The following is a 15,041-nucleotide window of genomic DNA, read 5'->3' as shown; positions in this document are numbered from 1 at the left end:
CTTAACTCTTCTTCAGCAGGGCGATCTTGCTGTCGTAGCGCTCCCGCTCGGAAGGCAGGGCCCAACGACGGGCCTGCTCCAGGGCGACCAGGGCGTTCTGGGGCTTGCCCCCAATGAGTTCCAACCTGGCCTTCATCAAGTAGAAACTTGATTCGTGGGGCAACAGCTTGATGGCGGCAGCCAAGCGATCCGCGGCTTCCTCCCACTGTTCGGCCTCCATGGCTTCTTCGGCCAGGAATGCTTGGAAATAAGGGTCTTTCTTCCGGAGCTCCAGCCCAAGCTGCCGGTAGCGCACTGCCTCCGCCGGACGGCCCGTTTCCAGAAGGATGGACTCCATGTTCCCGATGGCGGCGGTGTCCTTGGCGTCCAGGCTAAGGGCTTTCAGGTAGTCTCCCTCGGCCTGTTTGAGGTGGCCCGTGTGTTTCAACACCACGCCACGGATATTCCAGCTCACGTTGGAGGTGGGATCGACCTCCACTGCGATGTCCGCCTGGACCCTGGCCGCATCCGGCCGTCCCTCGATCAGGAGCTCCACGGCTCGGTTGCTGTGGAACAGGGCTTCCACACGTTCCGGTGTCAGCGACTTGGTGATGTACAGGCCTTGGCGCTGCCGGAGCTGAGGCAGAAAGTCCGCCACGACGTCCCCCATGGGGATAATGGGCACAAGCGCCACCACATGCCGTTCCATGCGGATGATCTGGCCGTCCCGCGTCCAATGGTTGAGATTCACAGGCTCGGCGAAGTGGGCTTGGATCCCCACCAGATTGCACGAGGCCACATACAGGGCCGTCAGTGAAATGCAGTTGGCCTTGCGGTCCCTCAGCACTTCTGAAACCGTGCGGGTGCGGGAGTTGTCATAGGTGATGCCGAGGCCGCCATCCGTTTCGGGCCGGAAGATGACATCCAGGATCCCCTGAAGTTTGGCCCGCACGCTCATCCCGTGGTAGGTAGCCCTGCGCATGATCGGCAGCAATTCGGGAGGAGCCGCCAAGGGAGCCGCATCGGAGAGTTGGGTGAACGGAATCGGCAGGGGCTTGGCAGGCAGTGGCAGGACTGGTTCCTGGCTCCGCAGCGCCCCAGGCCCGGCGGCTGCCACCAGGATCATCGCCGCGAGCGCCTTGGATACCTTGCTGGGCCTATTGCGGGAGAGCATCCTCGTGCCTCTTTTCCTGAGCCAACCCCGCCTGATGGCGGGTAACAGCAAGATAGGCTCCTTGGCCTGCAGTTCAACCGGGAATGCGCGTGGAAACTCCTTTTAGGCCCGAATTCACAGGTTTGTGGCGATTCTTCAGAGTCGGGGCCGAAACAACCATTTCATGCCAATCTTTAAACCATGGGACCGACAGCCGTCGTATGCGCATATTCACCGGTGGGGCGCGAAGCCTTGGCGGGTCTGCTGGATGCCGGCGTTGAAATCCTGGCGCTCTATACCTACCCCCAGGGCGATTCCGACGGCTGGTTCGAACCGCCCGCGCGGCTGGCCGGGACCCTGGGCATACCCGTGCGCATGGAAAAATCCTTCAATGAAGACACCGTTTTCGAGGCCATCCGCTCGTTAAAACCCGATCTCCTGTTCAGCTTCTATTTCCGCGAAATGATCCAGGCCCGATTCCTGGAACTGCCGCGCCTGGGCGCCTACAACCTGCATGGATCGCTGCTGCCGAAGTACCGGGGGCGGGCTCCGATCAACTGGGTGTTGGTGAAAGGCGAACCGGAAACCGGCATCACCCTGCATGCGATGACGCCCAAGCCCGACGACGGCGACATTGTCGGACAGGCCGTGCTCCCCATCGATTGGGACGACACCGCCCTGAGCCTGACGCTCAAGAGCGCCGACGCCGGCCGCCATCTGGTGCGGGAGACGGTCCCGAAGCTGCTTGATGGAACCGCTTCCCGGATCAATCAGAAAAACCTTGGCCCCTCGACCTATTTCGGAGGGCGCAAACCCGAGGACGGGCGGCTCGACTTTTCGATGTCCGCCACGGAAGCCTTCAACCTGATCCGTGCCGTGGCGGATCCGTGGCCCAATGCCTTCCTCGGCGCCGACGGTGGCACCCTGCATATTCCATGGGCGCTGCCCACCTCCCTGCCCTGCGCTCCGGGCAGTTTCAGGCTCACATCCGAAGGCGCCTTGCTGGGATTCAGGGATGGCGCATTGCTGCTCCACGCGGTGCGGAAGGGGGAGCTCCGCAGCGAGCGTCCGACGGAACAGGCGGTTCTGCTCCGGGCCATAGGAATTCCGGAAATCTCACCTTAGAATTGGTCCACTCCGCCCGAGGTCACCATGCGACTGGCTCTGCTGCTCCTCATTCCCGCTCTGCTCATGGCTGGGGACCGCCAGGCCCGCGCCCCCAGGCATCGCGGCGGACCGGTGAGCACGGCCCGCGAGGCCAAAGCGATCGCCGAGCAGGACACCGGAGGCATCGCGATGACCGCCCGGCGGATCCCGTTGAACGGCGCATCCTGCGGCTGGGAAGTGGACGTGCACATGCCGAAGGACAGCCGGGGCTGGCGCTGCACCGTGGATTGCGACACCCGTTCGGTCTACACCAAGGACCGGATTCCCAATCCGCCCTTGAAGCGCCATCGCTGAACGCAGCCCATGCCGAACCGCCTCCGGATCGCCGCGGCCCTGAGCCTCGCCTTCGCCCTGTCCGCCCAGGATCCTGATCCTGCCCGGATCCGCAAGGATGTCTATGCCCTGGCGGATCCTTCCATGGAGGGCCGGGCCACCGGAACCGAAGGCCATCGGAAGGCGCTGAAATACCTGTCCCAGCAATTCCGCGAGGCCGGCCTGTCCCCCCTGCCCCGGCCCAAGAGCCCTGGCGGCGCGGATCCCTACCTCCTTCCCTATGATCTGGTGCGCACCCGGGTGGACCCCGCCCAGTCTACGGTCCAGATCGGCAAGACCTCCTTGAAACTGGGCGAGGACATCCTCACCACCCGGATCCATGCGGCCTCCGGCGAATTGTTCTTCATCGGGTACGGAATCCATGCCCCGGAACTGCAGTGGGACGACTACGCGGGCCTCGATCTGAAGGGCCGGTGGGTGGCCATGTGGGAAGGCAGGCCCGGGTCCGGCGAAGGCGCCAACGAAGCCGGCTGGGCCCGCGCAGGCCAGACCGAGACCAAACTGGACTGGGCCAGGAAGGCCGGCGCGGCGGGTTGCCTGTTCATCCAGACCCGCCCAGACAAGGAGGCCGGTTTCGGCAACATGCGGTTGTTCCTGAGCCGCTTCGTCAAGCGTGGCCAGATCTCGATCAAGGGCGCCGCCGTTCGGGAATCCCAGATCATCTGGATGAGCGCTGAAGCGGCCAAGGCGCTGCAGCTCGGGTTGAGGCCCCTGGCCAGGCCCGAGCCGCCGCGGTCCCTGGGCGCCTTCACCTATGTCCCCAAAACCGACACGGAAGAAATCCCGGCGGGAAACCTCGTCGCGGTCATTCCTGGGGTCGCCCCGGATCTCAAGGATGATTTCATCGTCGTGTCGGCCCACCACGACCATCTCGGGCGGGAGGGCGGCAAGCTGCGCCCGGGCGCGGATGACAACGCCTCGGGCACCGCGGCGATCCTGGAAATCGCGCGGCTGCTGAAGGATTCGAAACCCAAACGGAGCATCCTGGTGCTCTCCGTCAGCGGCGAAGAGATCGGCCTCTGGGGCTCCCAGGCCTTTGTGGAGGCGCCGCCGGTGCCGCTGTCCAGGATCAAGGCCGACATCAACGTGGACATGGTGGGCCGCAATACCGCGGACGAGTTTTCCGTCACCCCCGCGCGGATCGAAGGCGCCGTGGGCACGTTGACCCGCGACGCCAGGGCCCTCGCGTCCCAGCAAGGCATCAAGCTCAATCTGGAAGCCGACAAGTACTGGACCCGGTCGGACCACTTCACCTTCGCCAAGCGCGGCATCCCCAGCATCTTCTTCTTCGGCGGCATGCACGGCGACTACCACGAATCCACCGACACCCCGGACAAGATCGATTTCGAGAAAGTGGCCCGGGTGGTGCGGCTGGCCCGGGATCTGGCCTTGCAGGCGGCCAATGCCGCCGAGCAGCCCAAACTGCTGCCGAAGGAGGTTTGGACCTCCTGGACCTGGCCCCTTCCCCTCCTTCCGCCGGTTCAAACAGCCCATTGAACGGTGGACCAGGCGCCTTCACCGATTCTTCACACCGCCCCCCCTCGCACTCCTTGCGCAGGCATTTAAACTTGATTCTCGCGGCAACCGCCGCATGGAGGGCTCGATGGCTCTGATGGACAACTTCAAGGATTGGGGCAAAGCCCAATTTTTAGACGTCGTGCAGTGGATGGACCCGTCCCAGGACATGATGGCGTGGCGCTTTGATTTCCGCGGGCAGGAAATCCAGAACGGCGGCAAGCTGATCGTGCGCGAAAGCCAGGCCGCGGCTTTCCTGAACGAAGGCAAGTTCGCCGACATCTTCGAAAATCCCGATACCTACACGCTGAACACCCAGAACCTGCCGATCCTGGCCACGCTGAAGGGCTGGAAGTTTGGCTTCGAAAGCCCCTTCAAGTCCGACATCGTGTTCGTGAACCTGAAACTGTTCAACGATCTGGGCTGGGGCACGCCGAATCCCATCATCATGCGGGACCCGGACTTCGGCATGGTGCGCGTGCGCGCCCACGGCATCTACTCCATCCAGGTGCCCAAGGACAAGGAGGCCATCGCCACCTTCATCCGCCAGCTGGTGGGGACCAACGGCACCTTCAGCGTGGACCAGTGCCAGGAGCAGCTGCGCAAGACCATCAGCAGCAAGCTGGCCGACACCCTGGCCGAGATGAAGATCGGCGTCCTTGACGTCAACGCCCAGATCGACGAAGTCGCCGATGCGGTGAAACAGAAACTCACCGCCGAATTCCTGACCTATGGCGTGTCCCTCGCCAAGCTGGTGGTCGAACCCTTCACGCTGCCCGAAGAAGTCGAAGCGATGATGGACAAGCGCACTTCGGTGGGCATGATGGCGCCGGTGATGGGCGCCTACACCCAGATGCAGGTGGCCGACAGCATCTCCATCGCCGCGGCCAACGAGGGCGGCGTCGCGGGCCTCGGCATGGGCGCCGGCCTCGGCTTCGGCATGGGCGGCATGATGGCCGGCCAGATGGCCCAGGCGAGCATGGGCATGGGCCAGCAGCCGATGCAGCAGATGCCGATGGGCGGCACCGCCGCGGCTCCGGCCGCTCCGGCCAAATCGCTCAAGGAAGAATTAACCGAGCTGAAAGATCTCTTCGACAGCCAGCTCCTGAGCCAGGCCGAGTTCGACGCCCAGCGCGCCAACATCATGAAGAAGCACGGCATGGGGTGATCGCCCCGAATTGACATCACGAAGGGCCCCATCTGGGGCCCTTCCTTTTATTAGGCTGATCGATGGGAAAATCGCAGCCGTAGGGAACCCTCGCCGGATTCGCCATTCCAGGGTTGCCTGGGGCGCCTCAGTCCCGCCGGGGCGTCACTGGCGGTAGGTTCATGCGCCTGAGATGCTGCGCCATGCGCGGGTCCTTCCGCAGCGCCTCACAGCCGGGGTAGGGCAACACACGGAACCAGGGACGCCAAGCGAACGGCATGGGATGGTCGATCCACTGGAAGGCCTCATCCACCTCGCCCAGCGAGGCGTGGAGGATGACGCGCCAGCAGACGACCCAGGGGATGACCTTCTGCGCCTTCATCACCTCGAGTACCTTCCGAGCCTCCGCCTCCCGGCCGGTCGCGGCGTAGACCATGCCCAGCGGCCACCTGTAGTCGGGGTCGACCTTCGCGGCCTGCTGCATGGCATTGATGGCCTGCTCCCGCTGCCCACGGTCCAGGTGGACCAGGGACAGGACGAAGTAGCCGACCGAGTATTCGGGGGACATGGCGATGGCCTTGCGGGCCTCCGCCTCCGCCTCGTCCAGGCGCCCCTCCCATCGATAGAGTTCCCCTAGCCAGGCCGTATTGCTGGGGTCGAAGGGATCGTAGGCCTGGGCCCGCTGATGGGCGGCGATGGCCTCCGGCATGCGGCCGAACAATGCATCGAACCAAGACTTGTGGAAGTGCGCCATGGCCAGGCTCGGGTTGATATCCAAGGCACGCTGGATCTTCTGGTCAGCTTCGCTCCAGTTCCAGCCGTAGTAGCCCTCGGCGAACGCCGATGCGGCAAGGGTCTCAGCCATCGTGTCATCCAGCCTCAGGGCCTTGTCGGCGGCGGCCTTCGCCCGCTGCATGGCGTCACCCATGGGATCCGCGCTATGGGCGATCGTAATGTAGCCCAGCGCCAGCCCGGCGTAGGCCAGCGGATCGGCCGGGTCCTTCTCCACCGCCCCCTGGAGGAATGCCGTGCCCTTCCGGAGGTCCTCCGGCGTCCCCTTGCGGATGAAGTGCATTCCCCTCAAGTAGGCCTCATAGGTCGCTGGATTGACCTTGCGCGCGCTGGACAGGCGCGAGGCCTCCTCGGGCCTCAGCTTCACGTTGACGGCCCGCGCGACGGCGCGCGCCACCTCACCTTGGAGGGCCAGGATGCTGGACAGCTCGTGCTGGTAGCTCTCGGCCCAGAGACTCCGGTCGGCCCTCGCATCAATCAGGTTCACCGACACGCGGACCCGGTCCGCCTCGCGGACCACGGAGGCCTCGAGCACGGTGTCGACGTTCAGTTCGCGGGCGATCTCGGACAAGGCCTTCTTGGTCCCTTTGTAGCGCATCACGGAGGTGAGGGAGATGACCTTCAGGGCGCCGATCTTCGACAGATCCGTAATCAGGGCATCGGTCATGCCGTCGGTGAAGTATTCCTGCTCCGGGTTTCCCGACAGGTTAGCCACCGGCAGGACCGCGAGGGAACGAAGCGGGGTGCCCAACCCCCACTTCGGGAAGCCCAAGGCCCAGCCGACCGCCAGGACCGCCAGCAGGAGCACCGAACCCACGGCCAGGGATGGCCAGACCTTCCACGGCCAGCGCGGCAGGGCGCGTGGGGGGTGGGCCGCTTCCGGCAACGCCACCCCGGACTTCAGGGATTCCAGGGCACACAGCACCTCCTGGCTGTGCTGGAACCGCTGGCCCGGATCCTTCTCCAGGCAGCGGCCAATGACCGCGCGGAGCCCCTCGGGCACGCCCCCGGGAAGCGACTCTGGCGCCTTGCCCAGGATCGCCGAGCTCAGTTCGAAGCCCGTGTGGCCCTGGAAGGGGCGCTGGTCCGCGACCATCTCGTAGAGCACCACCCCGAGGGCCCAGATATCGCTACGCGCATCGGCCAACTCACCCCGCAGTTGCTCCGGCGACATGTAGGCCAGGGTGCCCGTGATCATGCCCGGCAAGGTCAGGGTGTCCAGGGTCACGGTCGGAGTATCGGCGGTGCCGCTTCCCGCCAGGTGTTTCGCCAGCCCGAAGTCCAGGACTTTCGCCCGCTGGTCGCCGGTGAGGATGATATTCGCGCTCTTGAGGTCGCGGTGGATCACACCGCGCTCGTGCGCATGCGTCAGGGCCTCCGCGAGCTGCGCCCCGTACCGCAACACCTCCTCCACCGGGAGGGCCCCGGACTCGAGGCGCGCGCTCAGGGTCTGGCCCTCCACCAACTCCATGGCGATGTAGGCTTGGCCCTCGCTTTCGCCCACCTCATGGATGGTGCAGATGTTTGGATGGTTCAGCTTCGAGGCGGTGCGCGCCTCGCGCAGCAGGCGTGCGCGGGCGGCGGAATCCTGGAGGTTGTCCGCATTCAGGACCTTGATGGCGACATCCCTGCCGAGGTCCTCGTCATGTCCCCGGAAGACGACCCCCATGCCGCCGGCCCCCAGCTTCTCGAGGATCCGGAAGTGCCCCAACCGTAGGTCAGCCATGACGGCTCCCTAATATGGCGTCGTTCGTTATGGGTGGGTGTGTATAGAGAAATTAAATGCCCCATTTCGATGGCGCGTGTGGATGGACGCCAGGCCCTGAGGCGGGAATGGGATTGAAAAAGGAGGGGTGCATCCGGCAGGTATGCTTTCCCAAGTTGTTGGCATCGAGAAGTTCCTGCCTGTTGATACGCCCTGCGACGGCCTGGGTCAAGTTAAAGACAGAACTTCCGTGACCCGCAGTTACCGGGAGAATTCGCACGCTGGGTTTTCGGGATTCTTCGAACTCACTGGGGCAGCTGTGGTTTGAACTCAATGCAGGCGAGGATCGCGCTAATGACGCGGGGTTGCGTGTGACTCGATCCCCTGGCCCTCGCCCCTTCGGGTCCGCTTTCGTTTGGCTCTTGCTAACTCTCAACTCTCGACTCTCAACTCTTAACTCCCGACTCACCAACCCCGCAACCTACTAAACTGATCCATGGACCTCTCGGATCTGCGCACCCAGATCAACTCGGTGGATGACGAGCTGCTGCGGCTGCTGAACGAGCGCGCGCGATTGGTGTCGCAGGTGGGGGAAGTGAAGGCGAAACAGGCTTCGGCGTTCTACGTGCCGAGCCGCGAACAGGCGGTACTGGAGCGGCTGCTGGCTAGCAATCCGGGGCCCTTCCCCAACGAATCCATCCGGCCCGTGTTCAAGGAAGTCATGTCCGCCTGCCGGTCCCTGGAGCAGGGCCTGCGCATCGCGTTTCTGGGGCCTGAAGGCACCTTCACCCACATGGCGATGAAGTACCAGTTCGGCCTCAGCGCCTGGGGTCTGCCGGTGGGCAGCATCGCGGCGGTCTTCGCCGAGGTGCAGAAAGGCGCGGCGGATTTCGGCGTGGTGCCCATCGAGAACAGCACCGATGGCGCGGTCACCCACACCCTCGATACGTTCCTTGATAGCGAGTTGAAGATCAGCGCCGAAATCATCCTCGAGGTGGCCCAATGCCTGCTGGTGCGCCAAGGTCTGGATCTTCCCGGCATCGAGCGCGTGTACAGCCATCCCCAAGGTCTCGGCCAGTGCCGCAAATGGATGGAAGCCAACCTGCCCCGGGCGACCCAGGTCGAAGCCTCCAGTACCGCCGAGGCGGCCCGTCTTGCCAAGGAGGATCCCGGTGGCGCGGCCGTGGCATCCGAAATGGCGGCGGATCTGTTCGATCTCACGATCCTTCGCCAGCGCATCCAGGATCTCGCGGAAAATGCCACCCGCTTCCTGGTGCTCGGGAAGGTACAGGCGGATCCCACTGGGCGCGACAAGATGAGCCTGCTGCTCACGGCGAAGGATGGCCCCGGCATCCTGCTGCGCATCCTGCAACCCTTCTCGGATGCAGGCCTGAACCTCACCAAGATCGAAAGCCGGCCGGGCCGCCGGAAGGCCTGGCAGAACGTCTTCTTCATGGACGTGGAAGGCCACCAGCAGGACAAGGCCATCGGCGAGGCCCTCGACGCCCTGCGCCCCTTGTGCGAAGCGGTGAAGGTGCTCGGCAGCTATCCCCGCGCAGACCGTTCCTGACCTATTTCTTCGCGGGAATCTGGATCAGCGGTGTGGCGCCGCCCATGGGCGTGATGATCATGTTGCCCTTGGCGCCGATCTCCCGCAGGGCCTGGATGCGCTGGTACTCGATGATCTGCGGGGTGAGGCTCTGGCTCACGATCTGCTGGGCCTTGGCCTGGCCTTCGGCCTCGATGCGCTTGCGCTCGGCCTCCTGCTTCTCCTTCTGGAGCACGAAGGCCATCTTCTGCGCGTCCTGGTCAGCGGCGATCTTGTCATTGATGGCCTTGGTGATCTGGTCGGGGAGCAGCACGTTGCGCAGGAGCATCTGCTCCATGTTGATGCCCCGGGCCTCGAAGGAGGCCTTGAGCGTCTTCGTCACCTGGTCCACGAAGGACTGGCGCTTGGAGGTGTAAAGCTCCGTGGCCTGCAGGCTCGCCGCCGCATCGCGCAGGCTGGCGCGGATCTCGCTGCGCAGGATCTTGTCTTCCACGTCCGGGCCGATGTCTTTGTAGATCAGCGCCACTTTGGCCGGCTGCAGGGAGTAGAAGATCGTGGCGTCCAGCTTGACCGTCAAGCCGTCGCTGGTGATGACGGCGATGGAGTCGTCGCCCCGCTTCTGGCCCTCGTCGGGGGAACTGGTCATGGTGTAGTTCCGGGTGCGTACTTCCATCTCGGCCACGGTGGCGAAGGGGTTGATGAAGTGCAGGCCCGAAGGCAGGGGCTCCAGGTTCACCTTGCCGAAGAGGACGATGATGCCCGCTTGCCCGGGCGGGATGACGACGGCCATGGAGCCGATGAAGAGCAGGACCCCGAGGCCCACCGCGACCCATTGCATCTGGGCCAGGCGTTTCGAGAGCGGAAATTCGACCTTGGTCTTGAGGCGCCAGGCGGCGATTCCCGCCAGGATGAGGAGAAGTGCTGGGATGACCATGGTGCCTCCGGTTGGTGCCTTCACACCCTGCCAGAGTCGCCAGGACGGAGCCTCCCCCACAAGGGAATTCGCCAGGAGGCCGCCCAGAGGCGGGAATCGGCCTGTCCAAGCGGCGGATCGGGGTCTTGCGCCAAGGGAAATCGGGACCATCCTGGCTGAATCACCCATGAGGATTTATGCCGCGCTGCAACCACAGCCTCACCGTGAGAGCCCCCCTGGAGACCGTCTGGGCGCTGCTGCTCGACAAGATCGAGCATCCCCAGCGCTATATCGAATCCGTCATGGACTATTCGATCCTTGAGCGCGGGGATGGATGGGTGCTCCGGGAAATGGAACTCCCCGGGGAATTCCGGCTCCGGGAACGCATCCTCGTGGACGAGGCCGCCCGCTCCCTGACCTTCACGTTGGTGGAGCATCCCAGTTTCGAGGGCAGCGTCCGCAACCATGTGCGGGCCCTGCCGGGCCGCGAGGACGCCGTGGAGCTGGAGTTCGAGATGGATTGGCGGGAAAGGCCCGGGGCCCCATCCCCCGCCGAGGATCCCTGCGGGATGGTCCAGAGCGCCGTGGCGCACATGCGCGACATCGCCGAGGAGCTCTGCCGGGCCGCCGAGGGCCAGGGCCGCTGATTCCTGGTCGCGTGGGGAAAATATTAACCACAGATAAACACGGATGAACACGGATGAACATGGATCCAAATCAAGCGGTCGAGACCCAATGCACATTGCTTGATGGTTCCATCTCGAAATCGCTTCGCGGGGCGCGTAGCGCCAGCGGGCCTTTCGGCCCGCGAATTCAGGCGGCCCGGCGCGGATCACACTAATGCGTGAGGCCGCCGCCGGGCCGCCTGAATTCCATCCGCGAAGCTGGCACATTCCGAATCAGTGTTTATCCGTGTTCATCCGTGTTCATCTGTGGTTCCAGGCTTTTCGACGCAAACTAGTACGAACGTAATGCCGTTGATAAACCGAACCACCTGTCATAAAAAACGGCGCCGTTAAGGCGCCGTTTCCATTGGCCTTGCGCTCGCCTATTTCGTCGCCAGGTGCTTCGTGAAGAAGCTTTCCATGGCGCCGTAGAACTCAAAGCGGTTTTCTTCGTTGTGGAAACCGTGGCCTTCGTTGTCCTTGACCATGTACTCCACCGTGATCCCGCGCTTCTTCAAGCCTTCGACCATCTGGTCGGACTCGTTCTTGTTCACGCGGGGATCGTTGGCGCCCTGGGCCACAAAGAGCGGCGTCTTGATCTTGTCCACGTGGAAGGCGGGCGAACCGGCCGTCAGCAGCGCCTTGTCCTTCTCGGGATCGCCCACCATCTCGTGCATCATCGTCAGGTAGGGCGCCCAGTAGGGCGGGATGGTCTTCAGGAACGTGAAGAGGTTCGACACGCCCACGTAATCCACCGCGGCGGCGTAGAGGTCCGGCGTGAAGGTGACGCCGGCGAGCGTCGCATAGCCGCCGTAGCTGCCGCCGTAGATGCCCACGCGCTTGGGATCGGCGATGCCTTCCTTGACGAGCCACTGCACGCCGTCGGTGATGTCGTTCTGCATGGTGCCGCCCCACTGCTTGAAGCTGGCTTCCCAGAATTTGCGGCCGTAGCCCGTGGAGCCGCGGAAGTTCATCTGGAACACGGCGAAGCCGCGGTTGGCCAGGAACTGGATCTCGCGGTTGAAGCCCCAGGAGTCCCGTCCCCAGGGGCCGCCGTGGGGATTGACGATGACGGGCAGGTTCTTGGCTTCCCGGCCCACGGGCAGCGTCAGGTAGCCGTTGATCTTCAGGCCATCGCGGCTGGTGTAGGCGACGGGCTTCATGGTGGCCATGTCGGCGGCGTTGATGCGAGGGTTCTGGTCGCCGAGCTTCACCAGCTTGTCGGCCTTGGCGTGGTAGAGGTAGCGGGTGCCGGGCGTGCGGTCGCTGTAGGTCGCGACAATGAAGGTGTCCTCGGCCAGGTTCTCGCTGGTGATGACGACATCAAGCCCGGGCAGCTGCTTTTCGAGCTTCCCGTAGGTGGCGCGGGTGGCGTCGTCGAAGTAGTGGCGCTGGGTCTTCCAGGTCTCGAAGCTCGCGGTGGTGAGCACCTTCCGCTTGCGGGAATAGTCCAGGCCGTTCAGGTCCACGTCCGCATGCTCGAACATCGGTTTGGCTTCCTGGCCGTTGGTGGGATCCAGCACGACCAGGGCGGTCTTGTCGCGCCCGCGGTTCGACAGCGCGTACACATTCTTGTTGTCGAAGGTGAAGAGCACCGGATTGACCGCCGTGCGGAAATCGGTGGTCACCACGGTCTTGAAGGCATCCTTCTCGGTGGGGCGGTACAACACGCTGGCATTGACGCCATCCGTGGTGGTGGCGATCCGCACGGCGCCCTTGTGGTCCGTGACCCAGCCGGTGATGTTGCCGGGATTCTGCGCGGCCATCGTGGCCGTCCCGGTCTTCACGTTGATCTTGTAGACGTCGAAGATCTGCGCATTGCGCTGGTTGTGCTGCACCAGGATGTGTTCGGGATCGTCCCGCAGGTCATCGATGATGGCGGCCTGGATCTTCTGGATGGGCGTCAGGTCCTTGATGTCGCCGCTCTTCACGTCCACGGAAACCACATGGAAGTTCTCATCGCCGCCGAAATCTTTGGCGAACAGGAGATGGCCGTTGCCCTTCCAGAAATAACCCGCGATGTCGCGGGCGGTTTCGCTGGTCAGGCGCTTGGCTTTCGCGAAATCCGGCGCGCTGCCATCGGCGGGCAGGGCCACGATGTGCAGGTTCCGCCGCCGCTCAAAAGGCGCCATGTAGCTGAGCGTCTTCCCGTCCGGGGAGAGCTGGTAGCCCGTGCGATCAGGGTTTCCGAAGAAATCCTTGATCTCGTAGCGCTTGGGCGCGGCGGCCCCCACAGGGAAGGATGTCGCCGCCAGCGCGACCAGCAGCCCGCCGCATAGTGAGCGTTGGAGCAGGGAGAGGGTCTTCATAGAACTCCTTTCGGTTGGGGTTTTCAAATGGTCGTAATCGATGCCAGCCCGCCACGGCCAGGCGTGGCGCTGAGCAAGGGATCACCGGAATGCAGGGAAAACATCAGGATTGGTAACGGATTAGTTAGGCATCCGTTTAGAATATTTTAGGAGGGCGAAGGACTCGCAAGCCGGATTTACGCTTTCCCGATGTCAAGAAGGTCGAGTAAATGTGGAACAAGGGCAAAGCCCAAACCTCTGTCAATATTTCCCACTCAGTTGCGGGTCAACAGGTGGCGCACGTACTACGTTTGGGTTCCACGCAATTTGATTAGGTATGTCCCGGGGGTTTACGCAGCCATACCAGGGATGATGTAAAGTGAAGCAGCCCAGAGAGACCATCGGGCCATTCCACGTTCCATAATCTTGGCCACCCCTTGTAAACACTGATATCCCAAAGGTGAACGACCAAACTTTTATCCTGAAACACACGGAGTTCAAATTCTGGATAGTCTCTTCCTTCCGGAAATCAACCCCAAAGACGAAAGATATTGACTACATTAATTGGAACTATACTTTAATTGGAGCGAAGGATATGGTCACTCAAAGGGTCAATTGTTGAATCAGGCTGCCAGGGAAGGATAAGTTTATGACAAAAAAAGCTATTTATTCAACAGGTAAATTTGCTGATAAAGATGCTGTTTATCACTTGCAGACACTTATTAGAAATCCTGAAGATAGAATAGAAATTCAATTTATGGGTTCACCACTTATTGATATTGGTGGACTAGCAATTTTAGGTTTAGCAAAACAGACTTCTGGCTTAGGAGATAGATTAATTATTAATTGTGATGAATTAAATCCAGATTCTTATCAATTTTTAAAAAGAGTTCATTTATTGGAACCAGACGGGAATCCAGGTTTAATTTTCCCCCTCAGACTTTTTTCCTCTGAGTACAGTGACGGAATGCTGTTAACGGAAGTCCCCGTATGGCTTCAGAAGGTTGCAAGGGAAGGGTTTTCTGCTCCGGATGCATCGATTTCTGAAGCAGAGAAAGCAATAATGGAGTTAGTTGCAAACGTTGTGGATCACTCAGCCTCAAAGGGTGGGGGGATATTAGTTGGTGAATATTTCCCTATAAAAAAACACATTCAAATAGTTGTGGTTGATTTTGGTAATTCAATTCCAGCTACCTTGTCAGATCTGTTTCCAACTTTTTCTGATGAAGAAATAATCAATGAAGCCCTGAAACCCGGTGTAAGCCGAAGACTCCATCAAGGGCACAATTATGGCATGGGGCTTGATTTAGTAAAAGCTTATGCCTTATTTGATGAAAATTGTGCACTTAAAATGATTTCAAGGAATGGATTTCTATCTTATACTCTCAAAGAATACCATTGCAGACCCTCGAAATTTACATTTCCAGGGACCTATATAAGATTACAACTCTCATCAAAATTTATTAATCAGGGAATTGAAATATTAAATGACGTGCGTAGTTTTGAGGTATAAATAAATATGATTTTTAATGTTTATAATTACTCAGGAGCTGCAGGCGCGGGAGTCAATCCTGTTAATAATTTATTTGAATTTGTTACTATTAAACTTGCTGAACAAAGCCAAAATTATATAGAATTTGATTTCTCTGAAGTTCGAGTCATATCTACAAAATTTGCTGGAAGATTTATTGAACGTGTGAATCTGCTAAGATTAGATAATTCGAAATTGGTAGTAAGAATCATTAACGCGGCACCAGCAATAGAAGAAGCCTTTAGAAGACATAAAAGAAATTAAGTGGATATTGATTTTACATCATACTCAATTATTATTGATA

12 protein-coding genes are annotated in these 15,041 nt (G+C 61.1%); 8 read left to right on the top strand and 4 right to left on the bottom strand.

Annotated elements, in window-relative coordinates:
• Nucleotide 1: 1 nt before the first annotated feature.
• Complete coding sequence (locus IPQ13_11900) at nucleotides 2–1,153, bottom strand: hypothetical protein (GenBank protein ID MBL0211594.1); 1,152 nt, start codon at nucleotides 1,151–1,153, stop codon at nucleotides 2–4.
• A gap of 180 nt (nucleotides 1,154–1,333) precedes the next feature.
• Between IPQ13_11900 and IPQ13_11895 the strand changes: the two genes are divergently transcribed.
• The 4 genes from IPQ13_11895 to IPQ13_11880 all read left to right on the top strand — a co-directional run bounded on the left by IPQ13_11895 (nucleotide 1,334) and on the right by IPQ13_11880 (nucleotide 5,315).
• Nucleotides 1,334–2,257, top strand: a complete 924-nt coding sequence (locus tag IPQ13_11895) for a formyltransferase (GenBank protein MBL0211593.1) — start codon at nucleotides 1,334–1,336, stop codon at nucleotides 2,255–2,257.
• Nucleotides 2,258–2,284: 27 nt separating this feature from the next.
• Entirely contained in the window at nucleotides 2,285–2,593 is a 309-nt protein-coding gene (locus tag IPQ13_11890) for a hypothetical protein (protein MBL0211592.1), read from the top strand.
• Between the two features lie 9 nt (nucleotides 2,594–2,602).
• Nucleotides 2,603–4,129, top strand: coding sequence for a M20/M25/M40 family metallo-hydrolase (locus tag IPQ13_11885; protein ID MBL0211591.1), 1,527 nt, complete (start codon nucleotides 2,603–2,605; stop codon nucleotides 4,127–4,129).
• Nucleotides 4,130–4,235: 106 nt separating this feature from the next.
• On the top strand, nucleotides 4,236–5,315 hold the full coding sequence (locus tag IPQ13_11880; GenBank protein MBL0211590.1) for an SPFH domain-containing protein: 1,080 nt from the start codon (nucleotides 4,236–4,238) through the stop codon (nucleotides 5,313–5,315).
• A 127-nt stretch (nucleotides 5,316–5,442) separates the two neighbouring features.
• Here the strand turns inward: IPQ13_11880 and IPQ13_11875 are convergent, their stop codons facing one another.
• Nucleotides 5,443–7,812 carry a protein kinase gene (locus IPQ13_11875; GenBank protein ID MBL0211589.1) on the bottom strand — a complete coding sequence of 790 codons (2,370 nt, stop codon included), beginning with the start codon at nucleotides 7,810–7,812 and terminating at the stop codon, nucleotides 5,443–5,445.
• Nucleotides 7,813–8,287: 475 nt separating this feature from the next.
• On the opposite strand from IPQ13_11875, the gene pheA reads away from it, so the two are divergent.
• Nucleotides 8,288–9,361, top strand: a complete 1,074-nt coding sequence (pheA, locus tag IPQ13_11870; GenBank protein MBL0211588.1) for a prephenate dehydratase — start codon at nucleotides 8,288–8,290, stop codon at nucleotides 9,359–9,361.
• Nucleotide 9,362: 1 nt separating this feature from the next.
• On the opposite strand, the gene IPQ13_11865 is transcribed toward pheA, so the two are convergent.
• Complete coding sequence (locus IPQ13_11865) at nucleotides 9,363–10,274, bottom strand: prohibitin family protein (protein MBL0211587.1); 912 nt, start codon at nucleotides 10,272–10,274, stop codon at nucleotides 9,363–9,365.
• A 176-nt stretch (nucleotides 10,275–10,450) separates the two neighbouring features.
• On the opposite strand from IPQ13_11865, the gene IPQ13_11860 reads away from it, so the two are divergent.
• Nucleotides 10,451–10,900 carry a DUF1857 family protein gene (locus IPQ13_11860; protein ID MBL0211586.1) on the top strand — a complete coding sequence of 150 codons (450 nt, stop codon included), beginning with the start codon at nucleotides 10,451–10,453 and terminating at the stop codon, nucleotides 10,898–10,900.
• A 401-nt stretch (nucleotides 10,901–11,301) separates the two neighbouring features.
• Here the strand turns inward: IPQ13_11860 and IPQ13_11855 are convergent, their stop codons facing one another.
• Nucleotides 11,302–13,227, bottom strand: coding sequence for a S9 family peptidase (locus IPQ13_11855; GenBank protein ID MBL0211585.1), 1,926 nt, complete (start codon nucleotides 13,225–13,227; stop codon nucleotides 11,302–11,304).
• A gap of 628 nt (nucleotides 13,228–13,855) precedes the next feature.
• Here IPQ13_11855 and IPQ13_11850 point away from each other — a divergent pair.
• Nucleotides 13,856–14,719 (top strand): sensor histidine kinase, encoded by an 864-nt coding sequence (locus IPQ13_11850; protein MBL0211584.1) that lies wholly within the window; start codon nucleotides 13,856–13,858, stop codon nucleotides 14,717–14,719.
• A gap of 6 nt (nucleotides 14,720–14,725) precedes the next feature.
• Nucleotides 14,726–15,001 carry a hypothetical protein gene (locus tag IPQ13_11845; protein MBL0211583.1) on the top strand — a complete coding sequence of 92 codons (276 nt, stop codon included), beginning with the start codon at nucleotides 14,726–14,728 and terminating at the stop codon, nucleotides 14,999–15,001.
• Nucleotides 15,002–15,041: the final 40 nt, after the last annotated feature.

It is taken from the genome of Holophagaceae bacterium (genome assembly GCA_016720465.1).
Taxonomy (GTDB): Bacteria; Acidobacteriota; Holophagae; order Holophagales; family Holophagaceae; genus JANXPB01.
Note: the sequence above shows the minus strand (reverse complement) of the source record. Positions and strands in the feature narration are given on the sequence as shown.